A 24,166-nucleotide genomic window follows, 5' to 3' on the forward strand; every position below is an offset into this window, starting at 1 on the left:
TATTGAGTTACGTAGTATTACTTTTGTATATGGATTATCTTTTTTCAATGATGCTGTCAATTAAACCGTAATTTTTTGCTTCTTCAGCGGTCATAAAATTATCTCTTTCAGTATCCTTTGTAATTTCTTCGATGGTCTTTCCAGTGTTCGCCGCAAGAAGTTCATTTAATTTCTGTTTTGTTTGAAGTATGTTTTCTGCAGCAATCTGAATATCTGTAGCTTGGCCTCTAAAGCCTCCAAGCGGCTGATGTATCATTACTTCGGCATTTGGAAGTGCAAATCTTTTGCCCTTTTGACCTCCTGTCAGTAAAAATGCTGCCATACTTGCTGCCATGCCTGTGCATATAGTTGAAACATCACATTTAATATAGTGCATCGTATCATAAATAGCAAAACCTGCAGTAACTGATCCGCCAGGGCTGTTAATATAAAAATAAATATCTTTATCAGGATCTTCAGATTCTAAAAATAACAGCTCTGCAACTATAAGACTTGCACTTTCATCTGTTACTTCTTCGTTAAGAAAAATAATTCTGTCTTTTAATAATCTTGAATATATATCGTAGCTTCTCTCACCGCGATTTGTTTGTTCAACAACGTATGGAACCATACTCATGCTGCCTTCACCTCACATTTAGTATTAAATTTGTTAATATAAGAAATATTTTTGTTTTTATGCATTCTGATTTCGGATAGAACAATACATTTTGGTTGTATGGCAATAAAATTCCCTTTCTTTCGATAAGTCTGCGGTGATTCACGATATAGGTTTTTAAAAGCTAAGGTAAAGGATTGATGAGTTTCATAACCTGTATTAAAAGCTATATCTATAATAGACTTATCGGTGAAAACCAACTGTTTAGCTGCTTCTGTAAGCCTTCTATTTTGAATGTATTGATGAATTGTGCATCCAATAACGTTAGAAAACATACGATTTAAATGATATTTAGAATAGCCCGCGATTTTAGCTATCTTATCTAAATCTAATTCGTCAGTAAGATGATCCTCTATATAATTAATAATCTTTGAAATCACATCTTTATTAGCTGCCATTTTCACACCTACCTTTTATATTGCTTATACAAAATTATACCATATGTGTAAAAGCATTTCTTAATAAAAATTGCGATTTTTATCTTTTTTGATTTTAGTGTCATAAAGAATAAGTATAAAGATATATTAACATGCTTAAATTATACTATGTCAATGTTTGACAAAGCAAAGTATACAGTGACACTAATTTGGCACATTTTTTGCTTTAAAATATAAGGATAAATACTTTTAACTGGATATTTAGGTGTTAATAAGATATACGTATAAAAAATAAAAGGATACACTGAAGAAATCCTGATTGGTGGTGTTATTGTTTATGTTAAAAGAAGATACTCTAAAATATTTGTATGACAATACTAAGAATTATGAAAAGGGTAAAGAAAATGAGGTGTTTACAGCACAGCATATTTCAAAGGTATTTAATGTTAAGCGCAATACTATAAGTCACTACATAAACAAAATGATTGAAGACAATGAAGTAATTAAGGTAAATACAAGACCTGTCTATTTTTTCCATAAAAAAGCATTTGAAGAGAAGTTTTTTAAGGTTTCAAAAAATATTTTTTCAAGTTTAGATGAATTGTTCTATAACGATGAAGAACTAGAAGATAGAAAAGAAATATTTGATAAGCTTATAGGGAGTAAGGGGAGTCTTAAGCAGGCAGTAGAGCAGATAAAGACTTCTATATTTTATCCTACAAATGGTCTGCCTATTATGTTAAGTGGTCCAACTGGCGTTGGAAAAAGTTATACTGCAAGTCTTATCCACAAGTATAGTATACAATGCGGGGTTTTGCCGGAAGATGCTCCATTCATCGCTTTTAATTGTGCACAATATTATAACAATCCAGAATTGTTGTCAAGTAATCTATTCGGATACATAAAAGGAGCTTTTACTGGCGCAGATAAAAATCAAGGCGGTATGCTCGAAGCTGCAGATGGTGGAATACTATTTCTTGATGAAGTTCATAGATTAAACAGTGAAGGACAGGAAAAACTGTTTACCTTTATGGATCAAGGAGTAGTGAGAAGAATGGGAGAAACAGAAGGCTGGCATAAGGTAAAAGTACGACTTATCTTTGCAACTACAGAGTCACTATCTGAAAATTTTTTGGATACTTTTTTGAGAAGAGTACCTATTACTGTATCAATACCTGGTTTAGACGAAAGAGATGACGATGAAAAAAATCAGTTCGTTTATAATTTTCTAATAAATGAAAGTAAGACATTTAATAAAGATATACTTATTTCGCAAAGAGCAGCACAACTATTAGCATTGCATAAGTATAAAGGTAATATAGGTGAGCTTCAAAATACAATAAAGTATATATGTGCAGCTGCATACTCGAAGAATGTTAATTCAGATAGAGTTCAAATAAAACTTAAAGACTTACCAGAAAAGTTGATCAAAGAGGCAGTAAATAATACGAGCTATAAAATAAAACATGAAAAAGATATACTTATTACTCCAGAAAGCGAACTTGACGATTTATATATTAATGAAAAGACATCATTACAAAATATAAAAAATACCTATAAACAAATATTTGATTTGTACAAAAGTTATATAAGAATAAAAAATAAGGAACAATTTGAGAACGATGTTTTTTTAGAAATAAATTCTTTAATAGATAAATTAATATTTGAAAAAAATAAATATAATGAAAATGTAATGCTTCAGTTTATAACATCATCTCTTCATGATGTTATAAACTATGTAGAATACAGTTATAATATTAGATTTAATGGTAATAGTATTTATATAATAGCTTACTTTTTATATGCAAAGGGATATGACGTAATAAAATGGAATAGTGACACGGAAAAGATAAGAAACCAACTATACAATTATATTTTGGCTAATAATAGAGAAGAATGTGACTTAGTGTCAAAGTTATCTAAACTAATATCTAGCAAGATGGATGTAAATTTATCAAAGGACGATGAGATATTTTTATCCCTTTATTTAAAAAGCTTGAGTATAAAGAAAAATTCAAATGCTATAAAAGCGGTTATACTTGCCCATGGCTACGCTACAGCTAGCAGCATAAGCAGTGTTGTTAATCGTATGCTTGAGAGAAATGTGTTTGAACCATTTGATATGCCGATAGATATTTCGATGAGCGAAATAGTCGAAAAACTTATTGAATATATAGAAGAAAATGATGTGTCAAATGGACTTGTTATATTAGTAGATATGGGATCTCTTAAAGATATATATTTAAATATAAAAGATTATATAAATGTACCTATAGCAATAGTAAATAACGTATCTACGCAAATGGCTCTGTTTGTTGGAGATCTTTTAAATAAAAATATTTATTTAGAAGAACTTATAGAAAAATTAAAAGCAAGTAATGTGACACAGTACAAAATAATATATCCTGAAATCAGTAAAGAAAAAGCTATAATTACCTCGTGCATAACAGGAATTGGAACAGCAAAACAGCTTCAGGCCCTTTTAGAAAAGAGTATTCCTAAGGAACTTGGAATACATATATTAGTTAATGAATACGAAAGACTAAAAACTAATGGAACAAAAGAAGCCTTATTTCAGTTGTATGATGTTCTAGCAATATTGGGTACTACTAATCCGGAGGTGGAACAAGTAGAATATATATCTTTAGAGGATCTCATTTCTGGACGAGGAGAGGATAAACTTTATAAAATCTTTGACGGAATAGCTGATGAGGATACAATCAGGATAATAAATAATAATATAATCCGTAATTTTTCACTAAAAAGTGTTGTGGGTTCAGTAACTATTCTTGACACAAATAAAATACTAGAAAATATTGAGATTTGTCTAAATAATTTAGAAGTTATAATGGGAAAAAGGCTGCCTAACAATAAAAAGGTGGCATTGTATGTGCATATAAGCTGCCTAGTGGAAAGGCTTATTCGAAATGCACCAATAAAAAAATACAGAAACTTAGATGAATTTGTTCAGTGTCAAAAAGATATGATAAATAATATAAAAAAAGCGTTTAGTGTTATAGAAGAAATATATAATGTCAAAATAAATATGGAGGAGATAGGATATATATATGATATTTTAACCTCTCCAATGGGGGATTCAGAGGAGTTCTAAATAAAAAATTAGAAGCGTGCCACTAAGTTGGCACGCTTCTTGCTTTATATATAGGTATAAATCAAACGAAAGGAAAAAGAAAATGATATGATTAAGTTTTTGTTGGCATCACATGGAAGTTTAGCAGATGGGATTTATAGTTCAGTAAAAATCATTATGGGAGAACAAAGCAATATTTCAACTCTATGTGCATATATGGAGGAAGATTTTGATTTAAAGAAGGAGGTCGCAAAAGTAATAAATGAACTGGCTTCTGAAGATAAGTTGATAGTAATAACAGACGTTTTTGGAGGGAGTGTTAACAATGAATTTATGACCAACCTTAATAAAAATAATATTTACCTTATTTCGGGTATGAATTTACCATTAGTAATTGAACTTATAGCAGACCAAGGCAATGACGATATAGATAGCTTAATAAATAATGCACTTAAGAGTTCGAAAGAAAGTATACGTTACTGCAATAGAGTTATTAATTCTGTTCAAGCAGATGAAGAATTCTAAATGATTAATAAGTTATAAGATCTAAATAAATTAATTTACAAAAGGGAGGAAAACAAAATGGTTAAGTTATTAAGAGTGGATCACAGATTACTACATGGGCAAGTAGCATTTTCTTGGACCAGCTATTTACAAGCGGATTGTATATTAATTGCAAGTGACAATGTTGTAGATGATGAGCTGAGACTTACTACTATTAAACTTGCAAAACCTAGCGGAGTTAAACTAGTAATAAAAAATATTGCAGATTCTATAAAAGCCATTCAAGAGGGAAAGACAGATAAATATAAGCTATTTATAGTAGTTGAATCAGTAGAAGATGCAGCTAAAATAGTAAGAGCGGTGAAAACGATTAAGAGCATAAATTTAGGGGGTACTAAGCCCAAAGAAAATACTAAAGCTATTTCAAAAGTTGTCCATTTGACTAAGGACGAAATTAAAACAATAGATGAATTGAATGAAGAGGGGGTAGAGATTGAGGTAAGACAAGTTCCTAATGACACCAAAGTAAAAGCTGTTAGTTTAATTAAAAACAAAATTGATTAAGGAGGATGAAAGAAATGGAAACATTGTTGATTGGAATTATAGCAATTGTTGGGTACTGTGAATATTTTTTAGGGACTCAAATGATTCAAAGACCAATAGTAATGGGAACACTTGTTGGATTGGCATTAGGGGATTTACAGAAGGGACTTATTATAGGAGCATCAATTGAACTTGTATTTATGGGAGTAGCATCTATAGGTGCAGCAATACCACCAGAGGTTACTGCAGGAGGAATTTTAGGAACAGCATTCGCTATTAAATCAGGTTCAGGACCAGAGGTTGCATTAGCATTGGCTCTTCCGATTGCTACTTTAGGATTACTTGCAAAGAATTGTATATACTTGCTAGTAAGACCGGTATTAGCACATAAAGCAGATAAATATGCAGAGGAAGGAAATGCAAGAGGCGTTGAAATGATGCATTATCTATCTACCTTTATCTTTGTACTAACTATGAGTTTTATTGTTACATTATCCTTCCAATTAGGAAGTGGAGTTGTGAAATCATTTTTACAAGTTGTGCCTGACGTAATTACAAAAGGACTTTCAATAGCAACAGGTTTACTTCCAGCTGTTGGATTTGCACTTCTTGCAAGGATGGTAATGACAAGAAAAGTAGTACCGTTTTTCTTTCTTGGATTTATAATAGCAGCATATTTAAAGGTTCCTGTAATGGGAATAGCTGCTCTTGGAGCAGTAGCGGCATTAATAATTGTTGGAAATGAAAATAATACAAGCAAGGAGGTAGTTCAAGATGACAACGAATTCTAATACAGATAACAAGAAAATAACAAAACAGGATTTGAAAAAAGTGTTTTGGAGATCTTTCACACTAGAGGGTTCATGGAATTACGAAAGAATGTCACATATGGGATACGCTTATGCCATGGTTCCAATATTAAAAAAGCTATATACAAAGAAAGAAGATCTCAGTAAAGCCTTAAAAAGGCACTTGGAGTTTATGAATATTACACCACATATTGTTACATTACTTCTTGGAATATCTACTGCAATGGAAGAACAAAACGCTAATGATGAAAACTTTGATGAAAGTTCAATATCGGCTGTAAAGACTGGATTGATGGGTCCAATATCAGGAATAGGAGATTCATTTTTCTGGGGTACACTAAAGATAATAGCAGCCGGAGTAGGAATTTCCTTGGCATCACAGGGAAATATTTTAGGACCAATCTTATTCTTGCTAATATTCAATATTCCTCATTACATTTTGCGTTATATATGTATGTTTAGTGGATATAAATTAGGAACAGGTCTTTTAAGCAAGGTTGAAGAATCCGGAATAATGGGCAAAGTTACTTATGGAGCAGCTATATTAGGCCTCACGGTTATCGGAGGAATGACTGCTACTATGGTAAATTTCACATTACCATTTATGATTGGTACCGGAAAAACAGCTGTTACACTGCAATCTATTTTAGATGGTATTATGCCTGCACTTTTACCTCTTACATTAACAGGTGCAATTTACTACCTGCTTGGAAAAGGTGCTAAGGCTACTCATATAATATTAGCACTTATAGCAATGGGGATTGGAATTGCAGCATTAAGCTAAATAAATTCACTTTGGAGGAAATCATATGAAAGAAACTATGTACTCATATATCCTGGAGGAAGAGGATGTATGCAGAAGAATATTGAGGGATAGAAAAGAAAAAGTAAAACCATTTATTAAATTAGTTACTGAAAAAGCAAAAGGTACAAATAGAATAATATTTCTAGCAACAGGTTCTTCAGTTAATGCTCTTAATTGTGCTAAGTACTATGTTGAGAAAAAGCTAAAAATGGAAGTAGAAATCAGGATGCCAAGTACCTTTTGCAATTATGACAGCATTTTCGATAAGGAAAGCATAATTATTGGAATATCTCAAAGTGGAAGAAGTACTTCAACAATTGACGCTATAAAAAAGGCTAAGGCTGAGGGAGCAAAAAACATTGCGGTTATCACAGGAAATGTAGGAAGTACAATTTGTGAGTATTCTGACAATATAATTGATATTAATTGTGGAGAAGAAAAAGTAGGATATGTTACAAAGGGATTTACTGCAACGGTATTAACTATAATGTTAATGGCACTTGAGGGTGCATATTCAATGGGAAGAATAGGAGAAAGTGAATATGAAACTGAAATAGAGAAGCTTAAAAATGTAGTAGACAAAATTCCTAGTACCATAAATAGCGTAAATGAATGGTATGAAAACAACAAGGGAGAATTTTTAAAAGCTGACAGAGTTAAGGTTATTGGCTATGGTCCTGCATATGGAGTTGCTATGGAAAGTAATACTAAGATAGCAGAAACTGTAAGGATACCAGTATCTTCCTTTGAATTAGAAGAATATATGCATGGTCCATATCTGGAACTTAAAGAAAATCACTATATGTTTTTTCTTAAAACAAAAGGAATCGTTGAAGATAGAATAACTAAGTTAGAAGAGTATTCAAAAAGAACAACAGAATTTTGTTACACAATTACCTATGAAAAAGAGGCAGGCAATACTAGAACGTTAGCTCTAGATTACTGTGAAGATGAAGACATGAGTACTCTGCTGTTTGTTATACCAATACAGATTTTATCCTATAAAATGGCTGAAGATAAAGGAATACCACTTGGTGTAAGAATATTTACTGATTTCCATTCTGAACTAGCAAGTAAATTATAAATTAATAATTTAAATATAAAATTTAGGAGGAACAACTATGTTTAATTTTGATGAAGAACACTATTTACAATTAGGAAGAGATGCTTATGCATTAAGAGAGAAGGTAGAAAATTTAGCTGATGAACTCACAAAAAAAGGATTTGAAAACTTATTCTTCATAGCATCAGGTGGTTCTTTGGCTCTTACTGATACTTTTGAGTATATCTGGAGAACAAAATCTAAAATTCCTGTTTACTCAGAGATGGCAGCAGAGGCGGTTTTGAAGGAAAATAAACAGCTTAATGAGAGGTCTCTTGTAATATTACAGTCAAAGTCAGGGGATACAAAAGAAACAGTTGCAGCAGCTAAATATCTTAAAGAAAAGGGAATAACTACTATTGGAATAGTAAGAATTGCAGATTCACCACTAGATCAAATAGTTGATTATTCTATAGTCGAAAAAGTTGAAAACTTTGCTGGCGGAGATCCAGAAAATATGGTTCTATACTTTTTATTATTCCGTATGCTTTACAATAATGGTGAATTTCCTAACTACAAAAAATTTGCAGACGAGCTTGAGAACCTTCCTAAAGCATTAGTAAGTGTTAGACAGCAAGCGGATAAAAAGGCAGAAGAGTTTGCAGCAAAATATAAGGACGAGCAGTATCAGCTTTGGATTGGAAGTGGAAGCTTATGGGGAAAGACATATTCCTATTCAATGTGTGTATTAGAAGAAATGCAGTGGATTAAAACTAAGTCAATAAAAGCTCCTGAATACTTCCACGGTACGCTTGAAATTGTAGAAGATGATACATGTGTTGTACTATTAAGAGGAGAAGATGAAACAAGAGTTATTTGTGACAGAGTTGAGAACTTTACAAAACAGCATTCAAGCAAATTTACAGTATTTGATACAAAAGATTATGTGACAGAAGGTATAAGTGATGAATTTAGAGTTATTATAGGACAACTGATTATGACAGGAGTATTAGACCGTATAAGTGTATATTTAGAAAAAATGAGAAACCACTCACTTGATATAAGAAGATACTATAGAGTATTAGAATATTAATTAAAAGTTAATGCTATTAAGTTTATTGAACTATTGCTAGAAAATGTAATTTCTAGCAATAGTTTTTTTGCTCTACAAAAGTTCTGAAGTAGCAGCTTTATAATAGTTTTTCAATTTCAGTGTTTTTAATTAATTTACCCAAAGGAATATCTTTTAATGGCAATTTATTGAGATTCAAGCAAGTCTTTGCTGCATTAACCAGAACACGAACATCGTATTGACTTGGGTACACTGGATCAACCTGTTTACCTAAATTCAATAGGCCATATACTGCAGTCATTGCAGTACGAACAGAATATTCAACTGTAAATACACAGTCATTAGGAACTTCTGAAAACTGGCCTAAGAATCCAAAATTTTTGCTCCCTTCAGGAATAACATCAGGCCTGTCTCCATGAACACGAGGCATAAATTGAGCTGTTATATATGGCATCATACTTGGAATTACATTAACTGTATGTGACAATATGTCAGGTATTCTATCCTGTAATCCCATATGGTATAGCAATTCTTCAAACATCTCACGTCCAGTACACTCAGACATTGTCTTCTTAATATAATCGCCTTTAACATCAAGTTTTAAAGCATAGGCCCAAACAACTTTTATATTATCTGGCTGATTAATGAAATGAGGGTCTTTTGGAATAACCCAGCTCATAAGCCAACTTGAATCCTTTATAGTTACGAGTCCTCCCATTCCAGGTTTGTCTCCTGTTAAATTAAGAACATGAGGTAATACTATATCATCATCTTTTAAGGTTACAGTGAAAGATAACCATTTTGTTTTGTCAATATCATTACAAAAAACCTCTGGATGTCCAAAATCGTTTGATTTTTCAGCTAATTTTTGCCATACACTAAAACAGCCCTTATCATCAGAACGGTTTAGGATGGCAGGGTGATCAATATCACCTCTAGTCGTGTTTTCAGTCATGGACCCGTTAGTAAATAAAACTACATCATCCTTTTTTACATCAATTTTATGTTTTTTTCCATCACGAAGAAAAGTGATTTTTGTAGCAACCTTTTCGTTATTTGAAAAATCAAAATCAATATCTGTAACCTTACAGTTATTATCAAAGCATACGTTTTGTTCTTTTAACCAGGTTATAAGTGGAAGGATTAAAGAATCATACTGATTGTATTCTGTGTGAAGAATACCTTTAAGTTGATTCATACCTCCAATCAAATGCATGAACCTTTCCATATATCTTTTTACTTCAACTACACTATGCCAAGGTTCAAAAGCAAACATAGTTGACCAGAAATACCAGAAGTTTGTGTCGAAGAAGCTTGAATCAAAATACTGCTCAATTGTTGTAGTTCCAAGAGCTTCTTCTGTAAGCATATGCAATTTTCCAAGTTCCATTGCGTTCTTTGGAGATAATCCAAGAGTTGAAAAATCAGCTTTTTCTCCTTGTTTATGAACTAAACGACAATGAGATTCGATTGGTTCTTCTATGTTTAATTCACGGAATTCATCTAATACACTTCTGTTTTTATCAGTCAAAGATGGAATAAAACTAAATAACTCCATGAAGCATTCAAAGTGCTCTTCGATTTCTCTTCCACCTCTTGCAGTATATCCTTTTTCGGATACACCAGCGCCATCCATGGAACCACCAAATACATCTAGTTCATCGATTACATGAATGTTTTCACCAGGCATGTGAGCATCTCTAATAAGAAATGCTGCTGCAGCTAAACCAGCTATTCCTCCGCCAATCATATAAGCATTTCTCTTTTGAATGTTTTCTGGAGGCAGAGGGTTTATTTTTTGGTAATTAAGCATACAAATCATTCCTTTCTTTTCATTTATTTCATGATTTAATAATAACGATTTAAACACCTGCCTTCAATGAACAAAAAAAGTATTTGTGCAAAAAATGTACAAACACTTTTAAATGTATAAAACATAATTTATGCTTTGTTATATCTTTCCATCAATGAAATAATATTTCCCTTTATCATTTTTTCTATTCTGTTTGCTACTATATTCGGGTCTTCCTTCAAGCCTTTTTTTAACCACCCGATAAAGATGCCCATAAGAGCATTAGTATAAAAATCAGCTGCTTCTGTTTTTAGTTCCGAATCTACCCACATATTTCTAGTTATATTATCAATAACACCGCTTAAAACATGATAGAAGACTTTATAAAGGAAACCCTCAAGATGTTCACGGCCTAAGGAACGAAATGTATTTAGACAAAGAACTTTATTATCCAACGTATATTGAAGCACTGCAAGAATCCCTTCTTTCCAATGTGCTACATTACAGTATATATCGAGATTATCTATAATTTCATTTTCATATATCCATCCCAGTAAGTCATAAACATCTTTAAAATGATTATAAAAGGTATGCCGTGTAACGGAACAGTCGTCTGTAATCATCTTTACACGTATTTTATTAATAGGATAATGATGCATCAGCTTTTTTAGCGAATTTGCAAGAGCTTTTTCTGTAATAGATGAGGCAGCCATAATTCTTTCTCCCTTAAGATTTTTATTTAGCTATGTACAGCTAAAATTTAGTTATTTATACTATATTTTTATATATTTTATCATATTTTACATGAAGTTGGCTACAAGGCAGTTTAATAGCTTTAATATATCGTATACACACTAAAGTTTTTAAGCTGCTTGGACCATATAATAAATCTAGATAAAATAGAACATGGACGTGAAAACCTTTAAATGATAAGCTATAAATATATAAGCAGTGGAATAAGATAATAAGTTATACAAGGAGGAGAGGAAATTAAAATGGGAATAGGGATAGTCAAAACTAAAAAAGGCGATATTTCTGGAGTTAAAATGAAAGGGTACACCTTATTTAAAGGCATTCCATATGCTAAACCGCCTGTTGGAGAATTGCGATTCAAAGCACCAGTGGAATTAGATTCATGGGAAGAGGTTTATAGAGCAGAGAACTTTGAGTCTGCTTGTATGCAGGCATCTAGTGAATCTAATGAATTTTATACTAAAGAGTTTTACAGCGTGAGTGAGTATAAGGCGAAAAAAGCTGAAGATTGCTTATATTTAAATATATGGACACCTGCTGAAAAGAAAGGTGAAAAATTACCGGTAGCATTTTGGATTCATGGCGGGGCTTTTACAGGTGGATATGGACATGAGATGGAATTTGATGGAGAAGCCTATTGTAAAAAAGGCGTCATTCTTGTAACAATCAATTATCGTTTGGGGGCATTTGGTTTTTTAGTACATCCATGGCTGATAGAAGAGAATGCTAGCGGAAGGGCTGGTAATTATGGCATATTAGATCAAATAGCTGCTTTAAAATGGGTATATGAGAATATTGAAGAGTTTGGAGGGGATCATGAAAATATTACTGTTATGGGGCAATCAGCAGGAAGTATAAGTGCACAAACCCTTGTGTCATCAGAACTTACTGAAGAAATGATAAAAAAGGCTATCTTTCAGAGTGGAGGAGGCTATAATGGCGGATTAAGTCAAGATTTTAAAATGGAAGAGGCAGTTAAAATAGGTGAGGAATTTATCAATTCCTGTCAAGTTAGTTCGTTAAAGGAACTAAGAAAATTGCCTGCAGAAATTATTGAAGAGAAATCTGAAATGGCTATAATGCAGGGATATGCTTCTGGAAGAGGATTGGTTTTCATTCCTGTAATGGATAATTATGTACTTAAGACAGGATATGATGAACTAGTAGATAAAGGCAGCATAAAAGATATAGCTTATATGGCTGGAAGCACAAAAAATGATATTTTTATAACGTCAGAAATGATGGAGAAGGGCGAACATGGTCCAATATACGACGGCTGTATAAATTGGAGTCTCAAGTGTCAGGAATTGGGACGAAATCCGGCCTATGTATATTATTTTACAAGGGATTTACCAGGAGACAATGCTGGAGCATTTCATTCTTCGGAACTTTGGTATATGTTTGGAACATTGAACAGATGTTGGAGACCAATGGAAAAAAAGGATTATGAATTAAGCGAAAAAATGATAGAATATTGGACTAACTTTATGAAAAGAGGAGATCCAAACTCTAAAAACTATGAAGAATGGAAGCCGTATAAAAAAGAAAAGCCATTTATCATGGAATTATCATGTTAGAGATATAATTAGGAATAATAAACGAGCAAAAAACCTTGAAGCTAGATGCTTCAAGGTTTTTTATATTATGGAGATAAGGGGATTCGAACCCCTGGCCTTCTGAATGCCATTCAGACGCGATCCCAACTTCGCCATATCCCCAAATGGACTATTAATATTTTACAATGACGCAGCTTAAAAATCAATATATAAAATATGATGCTTTACAAATTTAATCAAATTCAATCATTCGTTTATATATTCCAGGTGATAAGTCTTCTATTAATTGAGCGTTAACACTTTTCTCATAGAAACTAACAGCGCTCTTTGTTGGCCAACCTATAATTGCATATCCATATCCCATTTCCCACATAGACATTAGACATTTGTTAAGCAGTGCTTTTCCTATTCCTTTGCATCTTTCGTTTTCTTGTACTCCCATGGGACCGAAGTAATCTTTAGCTGTGGTTTCATAGCATGCAAACCCGATAACTTTTTTATTTTTAGTAGCGATATAGCAGGTTACAGGGTTATTGGAAAAAGCAGCCATACATTCATCAACATAATTTTCTTCAAAGTTATCCATTACGAATTCTAATATTTTTGTTCTATCTGGTGCCAATGCTCTTTTTATATGAATACCCTCATTTAATAAATTATTTAGAAGTTTTTCCTCGCTATTTAAGTTAAACAATTTAACTAGCATATCAGACATAAGTGCCCCCTAATAAAAATCATTGATAGCTTTTATTTCAAGATAATCTAGGAATTTATATAATTATATGCAGACTTCAGCATACATATTTCTTATATCTCAAAATCAGGAATACTTTTCTCATTTATATAACAAATTATCTTCCATGCCTCTTCCTTTACTCGTTGGTATCCTTTTTCAGTTTTATACCAAGTATCTCTTCTTGTAATTGCATCATCTGATGGACAAGTACTGAAAGTAATCCAATTTGGCATGTAAGTTTGAGCCATCAATAGGCTTCTTCGCATATGATAATTTGCAGTTACCACAAGTATATTACTAATATTTTTTAATATAAAAGCTCTTTCAAGTACAAGCAGTGAACAAATCATATTTTCCTTTGTCGTCATTGATAGTTCTTCTTTTAGAATATCTTTATCTGGTACACCCATTTCTAGAGCCTTTCGTCTCATCATTTCTGCTTCACTCAATAAACCACTTTCGGAACTTATGATTTTACCACCGCAAACAAGCAATTTGGATGATCTTTTATCTTGGTAGATGGATACTGCCTTAGGCAATCTGTATTTATGGGCTTTCATACTGCCTAGGACCATTATACAATCTCCGTTATCTTCAACATCCTCCATTCCCTCATAAAGCATTTTATCAATTATTTCATTTGTCAAATCAGCTTTTTTTAGTGAAGAAACCTTCATTAGTACACCCCCTTGTTTACACATATGTAATTTAATAAATAATTTTAACTTCTGTCTCTAAATCAATATTGGCTTTATTTTTAACGGTCTTTTTTACAAATTTTATTAAATTAATTATATCTGCTGCAGTAGCATTTCCAGTGTTAATAATAAAATTGGCGTGTTTTTCCGAAACCTTTGCTCCTCCGATTGCAGTATTTTTTAATCCTGCATTTTCTATGATTGCACCTACAGGCTGACCGCTAATTCTTTTAAATATGCTGCCAGCATTGGGATAATTAAGGGGTTGAGTAGAAACTCTCTTTGATTGAATTTCTATCATTTTAGAATGAATAGCCTCGTGGCAGTCAGGCTTTAACATAAGCGCAGCTGAAAGAAGAATGTTATTACTGTTTTGAAGTATACTTTTTCTATATGATAGCATTAAATCATCCTTAGTCATTTTTACTATTTTTCCAGACTCGTTTAATACATAAGTATAATAAATAACATCTTTTATCTCAACATTGTAGGCGCCTGCATTCATTGTAACTGCACCCCCGATGGTGCCTGGAATGCCGGACAGACACTCGATGCCAGAAAGGTGATTTTCTAGTGCAATTTTACTAATACTAGAAATAAAAGCACCACAGTCTGCTTCAATGATATTGCCATATACTTTAATGGAATTTAATTTTGAAGTTTTAATAATAACACCATCATATCCTTCGTCACTAACAATCAAGTTGCTGCCGTTTCCAATAACAATATAATCTATATTTTCTTGTTTTAGCAGTTCTATCACAGACATCATTTCCTTAATTGATGAGGGAAGGACTAATACTTTAGCATTGCCTCCAACTCGAAAAGTGGTATGCTTGCTCATAGGCTCATTAATTTTAATATTCTTTTTATCAAGTATTGTTTCCAATCTTGCAGCTAATTTTTCAATATTCATAATTATACTTTGTTGGTCAGCATGGATTAAAAGACCAACAAAAGTTCATCTCCTTTAATACTATATTAATTTTATTTATCATGAGTGTATTATTAGAAAAGATTCTAGACGATTCTAATTATTATATTATACCGTATTAGATTTAGAATGTTAATTTATTATGCTTTAATGATATGAATAATTATAAAATTTATTTAAGATGACGGCTTGTTTGAGGTGTAACCTATATAAGTTGCAATAAAGTTCTTACATTCTGACTTCTAAAATATCACTGCTGAATCGGTTCGACCCTAGGATCTTTTAGAAGTCGGAATGTATTAGAACTTTCACAACTTATATAGCTATGAGCTTTAGATTATTTACCAATTGAGGGTAACCACTAAAGAGTAAAGAGAAAAGAGTAAAGAGTAAAGAGTAAAGTGAAGGTGGGAATTCAGCTGTGCTGAATTCCTATGAATCAGGCTATACTCCTAAAGAGTAAAAAAGATGGAAATTAAATAAAAAAACGGTACAACGTGTTTGCGAAGAAGTCAAAATGAGATGGTAATATATTTTGAAGTTAGTGCATTAAGAGAAGAAGGCAACAGAAACAGTATAATAAAAGTATTTTGTGAATATTAAGAGTCAGGGCATTAAAAATGGTTACATCCGACGGAGGCATTTGGAGTGAGTTTAGCAATTATCCGTGTCTTTTAGGCAAATTTCCGTTAAGATGGCGAATTGTTTGAGGTGTAGCCGAGTTATGAGCCATTAGGAAATTTGACTAAAAGATGCGGTAAAATTGCTTAACGAGCGGAACTAGCCGACATAGGGTGCAACCATTTTTTATTCTTTTACTGCTCCTATCATGATACCAGTTACGAAATATTTTTGAAGAAAAGGATATACAACAAGCATTGGTACCATAGCTATAAAAACTTTAGCAGCATTTAGTGTACGGTTAGACAACTGGGATAGTTTTTTGTATTGATCTGGAGTAAGGCTAGTACCGGTAGGAATATTCACTACCATTTGCTGTATATAGGTTGTAAGAGGATATCTATTACTTGTATTCATAAGAACAAGACCGTTAAAAAATTCATTCCAGTGATAAACACTGACAAATAATGCTATAGTAGCAAGTACAGGAATGGAGCAGGGGATAAATATCTGAAATAAAATACGCCAGGGGCCTGCACCATCTACAACTGCAGCTTCTTCAAGATCTTTTGGAAGGTTTTTAAAAAAATTCATTACTAAGATTACATTGAAGATAGGAACACTACCTCCTAGTACCAAAGCCCAAATTGAGTTTATTAGATGATATCTTTGAATTGTAAGATACCATGGAACAAGTCCACCATTAAATAGCATACAGAAAACCAAAATCCACATAAAGATATTTCGTCCTTTGAATTCTCGTTTGGATTTTGACAAAGGGTAAGCCATTAAAACAGTAACAACCAGTGAAAATATAGTTCCAATTACAGTACGTTGAATAGATATCCAGAAGGAATTGAAGAAGAGGTGATCGCCCATAATTTCCTTATAGGAAGCTAGCGAAAAACCTATAGGATAAATTGTAACTAATCCAGCATTTGCTGCTGCTTTATTGGAAATCGAAACACATAAAGTGTACCATAATGGATAGAAACAGCTCAGTGCCAATATTCCAAGTATAATTACATTAGATATATCAAAAACGCGTGATCCTAAGGATTTATTTTTAATCAATATGTCCACCTCCCTTAAAATACCGTATAGTTGGCAAATTTATTTGCAAGTGCATTAGATACAACAATCAAGACAAAGCTTACAACAGATTTTAGTAAGCCTGCAGCTGTAGCTAGCGAATATTGAAGGTTTTGCAGTCCTAGACGATACACCCATGTATCTAGAATATCTCCTGTGGAATATACAATTGGATTATAAAGGTTAAATACTTGATCAAAACCTGCATTAAGAACATTTCCAAGGCTTAGCACTCCAAGAAGTACTACTGTAGTTGATAGAGCAGGTAACGTAATGTTCAGTGTACTTTTCCATCGGCCTGCACCATCGATAGCTGCGGCTTCATATAGATTAGGATTTATTGTTGTTAAGGCTGCAAGGAATATTACAGCATTGTATCCAAATTCCTTCCAGACATCGGTTCCTATAAGTAATTGTCTGAAAATGCCTGGTTTTGCCATAAAAAGTTCAGGTTTACCGCCAAAGAAATGAATAATGGTATTAATAACGCCAGTATATCCGAATATACCTAATACTATAGTAGCCATGATTACCCAAGATAGAAAATGAGGCAGGTAAACAATTGTTTGTACAAGTTTTTTGTATCGAAGGTTAGTAATCTCATTAAGTAATAGAGCAAATATTAATGGAACTAATAGATTAAGCACCATTTTTCCAACAGCTATTATCATCGTATTAATTATTACAGTTTTACTGTCATTTAATTGAAACATATATTTGAAATTTCCAAGTCCAACCCAAGGCGAATGAAGTATGCCTAATCCTGGATTGAAGTTTTGGAAAGCCATAACAATACCAAACATAGGTACTATACTAAATAGAAATAACCAAAGCATTCCTGGAAACAACATTAAGTAATAATGTTTTTGGAACCCTGTTTTTTTCATAGCATTCGTCCTCCTATAAATTCATCTATTAAGAGATAAGCGTTGAATTTATACAACGCTTATCTTTTATTATTGCGGACATCGACTTTAGTTGTGTCCCTTTTTATTTAACATTATTTTTTCAGCAGTTTCTGGACTTCAGCTGTAATTTCATCACCACCCTGAGATTTCCAGGATTTCACGAAAGTATCAAAATAACTTATTGGTTTTTTACCAAATATGATTTTTAGTACTGTTTCATCTTCTAATTTTTGAAGATTAGCCCATTTTGAATCCATTGTAGCAGTCTGGCTGTATGTTATACTATAGATTTTTTTATCAATGTGTGTATAAGTAAATGGACGATCTCCTACCATAATTGAGAACATACGCTGAAAATCACCAAAGTTTTTAGTACTGAAATTGCTGATATTTAAGTTGTTATAAGGTGGTTTGATAACGTTTTTAACTTTAGTTGCATCACTGTACATATTTTTATACAGGTTGCCTGGCTTGTTATAGTCGTTAGGTTTGGATTTTCCTTCAAGCACTTTGTGAAGTTCAGCATTTTCATATTCACATTCATTAGCAGCAGCCATAACATTTCTTAATGGGTACCAGCTTATAGCAACTGAAGTATCAAAGGTAGATTCATCACGAACAAGGGCATTGTTCATTATTATAATAGCTTTGGCAGCATCTTCATTTGCTTTTTTACTTATAACGGTGTAAGTAGTACCTGTTGTTTTCATATGAACATTCCATTTGCCATCATTAGTGTACACTGGGTAAGCCTGCCAGTTAGCTTTAGGATCATTTTTGAAGGAATCGCCATTACCATATCCGCCTGCCCACCATGGCCCAAAGAAGATACCAGCCTGATTTGCATTTATAGGATCACTTACATTATCACGGATACCCATCTCAGGATCAATTATGCCTTCTTTATACCATTTGGTTAGTACTTCTAATGATTTTTTTGTATTATCACTTAATGTACCGTAACTTGCAGTTCCATCGCCATTGTCTAACCAATAGCCGGGATAAGCATCCAGCGCACCGAATACAGGATCAAATCCACCTACATTGTTAGAAGAAGTGAGGAAAGTGCAATAAGGTTTAGTATTCTTGGATGGTCCAGCAATACCTATAGTGTTTTTGCCAGCCATTTTATTCTTAACAAAAGCATTGGCTACTTTTTCTATTTCATCTAAGTTTTTAGGAACTGACATCTTAAGCTTGTCTAACCAATCTTTACGAATCCACATTACATGTGCACCATCAGCATCTGCAGTTACATTTGGAAGAGAGTACATCTTACCGTTATAGCTTGCATTATCCATAGCTCGGCCTTTTGTGCTATCCATAATTTCTTTTACTTGCTCAGATGAGTATTTCTTAAATAAATCAGTAATATCGTATAGCAAACCGGAGCTTGCTGCTTTAGTCATGTACGTACGATCAGATACTACCATACCATCCGGTAGATTACCTGAAGCTATAGATAAACTTACTTTTTGATTGAAATCGTTTCCAGTTGCGGCAGTCCAATCTACGACAACATTAATATTGTATTTATCCTTCAGATAACGTGTATATTGGTTTTTACCTGCAGTATCGCCTTTGGGTAAAGTCTTATCACTTGGATCAACACTCAGACCAACATGAACTTTTACGGGTTTTGAAAATTTACCAAATGGCAAGTCACCGCTAATCTTAGTAGAAGAAGTTTTTGAGTTTTTACTTGAACCACTAGAACATGCTGTTAAACTAAGTGCTGCTGAAAGTACTAGTATAGCTGATAAAGCTCTTTTTTTCATATAACTATTCCCCCTATAATTTAAAATATTAGAATATATTTTTATTGTTATATGTTTACTTAAGCTATGAGTAAGCTATCTACGCTTTATATGGTTATTAATAATTGCAGCCGGCAGCCAATATAAAGATTAGAATACTTTCTCGAGTTGATCTCTATACTTTCATTATAAAATCATATTCACATGTATTATATATAAAGTTTTTTCGAATCATGTTGTTTTTTTATGTTTTATTGATATGCAGATGGATGGGTGCTAAATTAAGATATAATCATTGAAGAGCAGCTTTTATTTTAGATTATGAAGATAAACCTCAACTTCAGTATTGTACTTTTTAAGAAAGTTGAGGCAGCAATTTTTTTTGCTATTGGCTTAAAGGTATTGGTATTATTACTTTTACTTTTGTATATTTATTTAATTCACTTTCTATAGATATTCCATAATCATTGCCATAAAACAATTTAATCCTATCATTTACATTCTTAAGTCCATAACCTTTTGAGGTTTGACTTAACAGGCGTTCCTTCATATCATTGTCTATGCCTGTCCCATTATCTGTAATGATGAATTCAATACATCCATTCACGATATTTCCTGAGATTTCAATAATTCCTCTGCCTTGTCTTTTTTCATCTATCCCATGATCAATAGCATTTTCTACAATTGGCTGGAGTATTAGTTTAATTGTTGTATAATTATACAGCTCTTTATTAATATTATAAATAACATCAAAGCTGTAGCTATGCATTATAGATTGAATCTCAATATAGGATTTTGTATTTGCTATTTCATCCTTTATGCTGATAATGTTTTTACCGTTATTCAATGTAGTTCTATAGAAGGTTGAAAGTTCCTGAGTTACCTTACTAATATCCTCAGATCCTACTTCAATAGCTTTCCAATTGATAGTGGATAAAACGTTATAAAGAAAGTGGGGATTAATTTGTGCCTGAAGTGCTTTCATCTCTGCTTCACGCTCATTAATCTTGCTTTCGTATACTTCTTTTATAAGATTATTAATTCGGCTAATCATATATTTAAAACTATTGATTAATTTTCCTATTTCGTCTTCTGAATTGGTATTCATATTAAGCTGTAAGTTTCCCATTTCAATAAGCCGAACTTCCTTTGTAAGTTTTTCGATTCTATTCACAAAAATATATGAAAATAATTTTGTGAATGAGTATACTATTCCGCAGCATATCACTACCATAAAAATTACTGCAAATAAAATTTTATTAACATTTATATAAATGGATTTCATAGGCTTATAAAAGTATATATTCCATCCACATTCAGAAACTTTATATTTTGTTACTATATACTTTACGTTATTTTCTTTTAAATTCTTTATTTTTGTATTTGCTATCTGTTTTGGTATTAATGCTTTTTCTTTGTCTTTGAATTTGTTTTTTGCAAATATTACATTGTTGCTATCATCAAGCACATAAACTCCATATTCATTAGCAATTATTTTATTTAACTCTTGAAAAACATCATCATAATTAATATTCATATAAAGAATATTAGGAGATAATTCACCATAGCCGCTTACTAGTTTTCTTACTGAAAATAGGTTTTTATCGTTGCAAAACCATTTGGTATCATTTGCGTTAATAACTTTTTTATACCAGTAAGAATCCTTTATTCTGTCTTTAGGAGTAACAACGGAGCTGTTTTGAGCTATGCTGTTAGCAGAATATATCGTTATTGTCTCAACATCCTTGTGAATACTTCGAAGTGTTTCAAAATAGGGATCAATTATGTTTTTAATACTATTATGTACATCGTAGTTATTAGTGTATTTTTGGTTTATTGCACTATTTATATCAGGGTTGAATGCTATATAATATGAGAGATTGTTATATATATTCATTTTGTAATTTATATTTTCAGCGGCCTGTTTAACTGAATCAGTTATATTTTGATTGGTTTCATAGACTAATTGCTTTCTTTCTTGAAAGTATAGATAAATTCCCAATATCAGGATTGGAATAATTCCTACTATTATATAAGAAAGAAACAACTTTTTTCTAAACTTCATATTTTTAAATAACCGCACTAAATACACTGTGATCAGCCTTCCTTTCTTCTATATTTCTCAGGGCTTATCCCATAATTATTTTTAAAATTCTGACAAAAATACGAAACATTTGAATAGCCTACACTTTTACAGATTTCTACTATCTTCATATTGGATTTTTCTAGTAATTCTTTCGCCTTTTGCATTCTATAGGAGGTTATATATTTTATTAAACTTATACCAACTTCTTTTTTAAAAACGTAACTTAAGTAGCTTGGGGTAAGATACACTTTTTCAGCAAGACTATCGAGACATATATCTTCACTGTAGTTATCATGAATATAAGCAATTACATTCTGTATTTCTCTGTTGTTTAAGTTATCAATATTTATGTTGTTATCACAATTGCATGCATTTGCTCTATCCAAAGTACTATTTACGGATTCATTATTTTTCACTTTTTTTTCATCAAATAGTACTTTATTAATAACTTTTTCAATCACATATTTAAATTCCTGAATATTTATAGGCTTAAGTATGTAATCGATTACCCCTAATGCAATAGCTTTCTTAGCATAATCAAACTCACTGTAGCCACTAAATATTATGATTTTTATATCCGGCCTCATTTCTATGGCTTTTTTGGACAATTCCAAACCGTCCATAAAAGGCATTTTTATATCGGTGAATAGAATATTAACAGCATTATTTTTTATGCATTCTAATCCCTTTTCTCCATTTTCTGCTTGAGATATATTTAGGTCATAATTGAATTTTTTAATTAATGCAGTAACACCGTCACGTTCAAATTTTTGATCATCAACAATCAAGATATTAGGCATTTTATTTCCCCCCAAATATTAAAATAACCATAACTTGACTCAACTCTTTGTATATACCTAAAGGTTAATGTATTTCCGTTGAAAAAAAGAACAATCGGTAATATTTAATAATTTAAATATATACCTGTTTGAAAATTACTATATGATATGTTATTATATCATAATTATATTTAAGTGGATATTATGATATTCATTTATATGTATTCATATGACAGTAATAAATTTGCAAGCAAGTATATTTTTTTGTCTACTTTTCATATAGCTCTATGGGTAGAGCATCAGGATCACTGAAAAAAGTAAACTTCTTTCCTGTAATTTCATCAATTCTAATAGGTTCTGCAGTTATATTTTTGTCAGCTAGTTCGTTAATAGCCTGCTGAATGTTATCTACCTCAAAAGCCAGATGCCTTAATCCTCTAGCTTCAGGGTAACTTAGTCTTTCAGGGGAGTTTGGAAAAGAAAATAATTCTATTTGATAATTATCTCCAACAGATAAGTCTAGTTTATATGAAGTTCTTTCTTTTCGATAGGTCTCTTTTATGATATTGAGTCCTAAAATGTTAACATAAAACTCTTTGGATTTTTCATAGTTTGAACAGATAATTGCAACATGGTGAATTTTGTTAACTTTCATAGTCTACAGCTCCATTCTAGATTAAAGATTTGCCATTTATAGTTTTTGCCTAACTTCACCAATTTTATTTATGAACAGTTATGTTTATAAAGTTAGTAATAATACCTATTACAAGTCCTAGCAGCGCAGGAAAAAAGGCAAAGAATAAACTTATAATATCAAAGGTATGAAATATTAAAAATGGAATTACTTCACCTAGTATGCCAACATATATTGGGTACAGCCAAAATAGATATCCCTTTTTCAATGTAATAAAGTAAGCAGTAATTACAGTAGAAAGCGGCATTATGATATAAAAATTAAGAATGTAGTAACCAAGTTCATCTCCACCTTGAAGAGAGATACCTGAAGCAGCGATTATCATAAAAAGGACGGTAGATATACTGTAACCTATTATTGAAATTCTTTTGGGCAAACTAATGTTTTTCAAAGTTATAATACCTCCAGAATCTTTGTATCTATATACTATATTAATTACATATTTTAAGAATAATTACAATGTTTTTACAAAAAATATCTTAAGAATAGAACACATTTGCAGCATATTGATGTTAAATTTCTAATAGATTAGGCACTGTCCTATTTTCTAATCGATGCATGTTTAAACATTTTTAACTCTTTAGAAAATTATGATTTTTGCCAATTGTGGATAATTTTTCATTAGAATCAGGATATATCCCTAAAGAGTAAGAAAGATAGGCATTAAATAAAAAAACAGTACATCGTGTTTACGAAGAAGTTAAAAAGAAAAAGTAATATATTTTAAAGTTAGTGACTCAAACTTCGCACATAGATATTAGCTATGCACCTTGAAAATTCAATACCTGGCAGTTGTTCAGTTGTCAAAGTTCAGTCCTTATGCTGCTTGAAGCTGTGTTTTCAGTAAAACTGGAAGTGCATT

General features: G+C 32.0%; 22 protein-coding genes and 1 tRNA gene. 8 read left to right on the forward strand and 15 right to left on the reverse strand.

Translation table 11 applies throughout. The annotated features are described in order from the left end of the window. Positions 1 to 34 precede the first annotated feature (34 nt). Together clpP and CLORY_RS14225 are read right to left on the reverse strand one after the other, a co-directional pair. Positions 35 to 616 carry an ATP-dependent Clp endopeptidase proteolytic subunit ClpP gene (clpP, locus tag CLORY_RS14220; RefSeq protein ID WP_079425606.1) on the reverse strand — a complete coding sequence of 194 codons (582 nt, stop codon included), beginning with the start codon at positions 614 to 616 and terminating at the stop codon, positions 35 to 37. Next, a complete protein-coding gene (locus CLORY_RS14225) occupies positions 613 to 1,053 on the reverse strand; it encodes a helix-turn-helix transcriptional regulator (protein WP_079425608.1) in 441 nt (146 codons plus the stop codon). Before CLORY_RS14225 ends, clpP begins: the two co-directional genes overlap by 4 nt. A gap of 316 nt (positions 1,054 to 1,369) precedes the next feature. On the opposite strand from CLORY_RS14225, the gene CLORY_RS14230 reads away from it, so the two are divergent. From CLORY_RS14230 to CLORY_RS14260, 7 genes are all read left to right on the forward strand, one after another. Continuing rightward, positions 1,370 to 4,144, forward strand: a complete 2,775-nt coding sequence (locus tag CLORY_RS14230) for a sigma-54-dependent transcriptional regulator (protein WP_079425610.1) — start codon at positions 1,370 to 1,372, stop codon at positions 4,142 to 4,144. Between the two features lie 87 nt (positions 4,145 to 4,231). Further along, a complete protein-coding gene (locus CLORY_RS14235) occupies positions 4,232 to 4,648 on the forward strand; it encodes a PTS sugar transporter subunit IIA (RefSeq protein WP_079425612.1) in 417 nt (138 codons plus the stop codon). A gap of 57 nt (positions 4,649 to 4,705) precedes the next feature. Continuing rightward, positions 4,706 to 5,191 carry a PTS sugar transporter subunit IIB gene (locus CLORY_RS14240; protein ID WP_079425613.1) on the forward strand — a complete coding sequence of 162 codons (486 nt, stop codon included), beginning with the start codon at positions 4,706 to 4,708 and terminating at the stop codon, positions 5,189 to 5,191. Positions 5,192 to 5,205: 14 nt separating this feature from the next. After that, a complete protein-coding gene (locus CLORY_RS14245) occupies positions 5,206 to 5,961 on the forward strand; it encodes a PTS mannose/fructose/sorbose/N-acetylgalactosamine transporter subunit IIC (RefSeq protein ID WP_079425616.1) in 756 nt (251 codons plus the stop codon). Further along, complete coding sequence (locus CLORY_RS14250) at positions 5,945 to 6,763, forward strand: PTS system mannose/fructose/sorbose family transporter subunit IID (protein ID WP_079425617.1); 819 nt, start codon at positions 5,945 to 5,947, stop codon at positions 6,761 to 6,763. The genes CLORY_RS14245 and CLORY_RS14250 overlap by 17 nt, the downstream gene beginning before the upstream one ends. 25 nt (positions 6,764 to 6,788) lie before the next feature. Next, entirely contained in the window at positions 6,789 to 7,868 is a 1,080-nt protein-coding gene (locus CLORY_RS14255; protein ID WP_079425619.1) for an SIS domain-containing protein, read from the forward strand. 37 nt (positions 7,869 to 7,905) lie between these two features. Further along, positions 7,906 to 8,919, forward strand: a complete 1,014-nt coding sequence (locus CLORY_RS14260) for an SIS domain-containing protein (RefSeq protein ID WP_079425621.1) — start codon at positions 7,906 to 7,908, stop codon at positions 8,917 to 8,919. A 97-nt stretch (positions 8,920 to 9,016) separates the two neighbouring features. Here CLORY_RS14260 and CLORY_RS14265 read toward each other — a convergent pair whose 3' ends face one another. Together CLORY_RS14265 and CLORY_RS14270 are read right to left on the reverse strand one after the other, a co-directional pair. Beyond that, a complete protein-coding gene (locus CLORY_RS14265; protein ID WP_079425623.1) occupies positions 9,017 to 10,711 on the reverse strand; it encodes an oleate hydratase in 1,695 nt (564 codons plus the stop codon). Between the two features lie 128 nt (positions 10,712 to 10,839). Next, complete coding sequence (locus CLORY_RS14270) at positions 10,840 to 11,403, reverse strand: TetR-like C-terminal domain-containing protein (RefSeq protein ID WP_079425625.1); 564 nt, start codon at positions 11,401 to 11,403, stop codon at positions 10,840 to 10,842. Between the two features lie 282 nt (positions 11,404 to 11,685). Here CLORY_RS14270 and CLORY_RS14275 point away from each other — a divergent pair, with 282 nt between their 5' ends. After that, the gene (locus CLORY_RS14275; protein ID WP_079425626.1) at positions 11,686 to 13,020 is read left to right on the forward strand and encodes a carboxylesterase/lipase family protein; all 1,335 of its coding nucleotides are present in this window, start codon (positions 11,686 to 11,688) and stop codon (positions 13,018 to 13,020) included. 68 nt (positions 13,021 to 13,088) lie between these two features. Here CLORY_RS14275 and CLORY_RS14280 read toward each other — a convergent pair. The 11 genes from CLORY_RS14280 to CLORY_RS14330 form a co-directional block, all read right to left on the reverse strand. Beyond that, positions 13,089 to 13,161 (reverse strand) — tRNA-Ala (locus CLORY_RS14280). Positions 13,162 to 13,231: 70 nt separating this feature from the next. Further along, a complete protein-coding gene (locus tag CLORY_RS14285) occupies positions 13,232 to 13,714 on the reverse strand; it encodes a GNAT family N-acetyltransferase (protein ID WP_079425628.1) in 483 nt (160 codons plus the stop codon). Positions 13,715 to 13,806: 92 nt separating this feature from the next. Then, positions 13,807 to 14,412, reverse strand: coding sequence for a YdcF family protein (locus tag CLORY_RS14290; RefSeq protein WP_169911631.1), 606 nt, complete (start codon positions 14,410 to 14,412; stop codon positions 13,807 to 13,809). Between the two features lie 31 nt (positions 14,413 to 14,443). Then, complete coding sequence (gene murB, locus CLORY_RS14295; RefSeq protein WP_139376046.1) at positions 14,444 to 15,349, reverse strand: UDP-N-acetylmuramate dehydrogenase; 906 nt, start codon at positions 15,347 to 15,349, stop codon at positions 14,444 to 14,446. Between the two features lie 825 nt (positions 15,350 to 16,174). Beyond that, entirely contained in the window at positions 16,175 to 17,062 is an 888-nt protein-coding gene (locus CLORY_RS14300) for a carbohydrate ABC transporter permease (RefSeq protein WP_079425631.1), read from the reverse strand. Between the two features lie 14 nt (positions 17,063 to 17,076). After that, positions 17,077 to 17,967, reverse strand: coding sequence for an ABC transporter permease (locus tag CLORY_RS14305; RefSeq protein ID WP_079425633.1), 891 nt, complete (start codon positions 17,965 to 17,967; stop codon positions 17,077 to 17,079). A 113-nt stretch (positions 17,968 to 18,080) separates the two neighbouring features. After that, positions 18,081 to 19,766: an extracellular solute-binding protein gene (locus CLORY_RS14310; RefSeq protein ID WP_079425635.1), complete on the reverse strand. Its 1,686-nt coding sequence runs from the start codon at positions 19,764 to 19,766 to the stop codon at positions 18,081 to 18,083. A 364-nt stretch (positions 19,767 to 20,130) separates the two neighbouring features. Further along, the gene (locus CLORY_RS14315) at positions 20,131 to 21,810 is read right to left on the reverse strand and encodes a sensor histidine kinase (RefSeq protein ID WP_139376047.1); all 1,680 of its coding nucleotides are present in this window, start codon (positions 21,808 to 21,810) and stop codon (positions 20,131 to 20,133) included. Positions 21,811 to 21,842: 32 nt separating this feature from the next. Further along, the gene (locus CLORY_RS14320; RefSeq protein WP_079425638.1) at positions 21,843 to 22,631 is read right to left on the reverse strand and encodes a response regulator transcription factor; all 789 of its coding nucleotides are present in this window, start codon (positions 22,629 to 22,631) and stop codon (positions 21,843 to 21,845) included. 247 nt (positions 22,632 to 22,878) lie between these two features. After that, positions 22,879 to 23,265 carry an SMU1112c/YaeR family gloxylase I-like metalloprotein gene (gloA2, locus tag CLORY_RS14325; protein ID WP_079425640.1) on the reverse strand — a complete coding sequence of 129 codons (387 nt, stop codon included), beginning with the start codon at positions 23,263 to 23,265 and terminating at the stop codon, positions 22,879 to 22,881. Between the two features lie 64 nt (positions 23,266 to 23,329). After that, a complete protein-coding gene (locus CLORY_RS14330) occupies positions 23,330 to 23,695 on the reverse strand; it encodes a hypothetical protein (protein WP_079425642.1) in 366 nt (121 codons plus the stop codon). Positions 23,696 to 24,166: the final 471 nt, after the last annotated feature.

Source organism: Clostridium oryzae (genome assembly GCF_002029235.1).
Lineage (GTDB): Bacteria > Bacillota > Clostridia > Clostridiales > Clostridiaceae > Clostridium_AE > Clostridium_AE oryzae.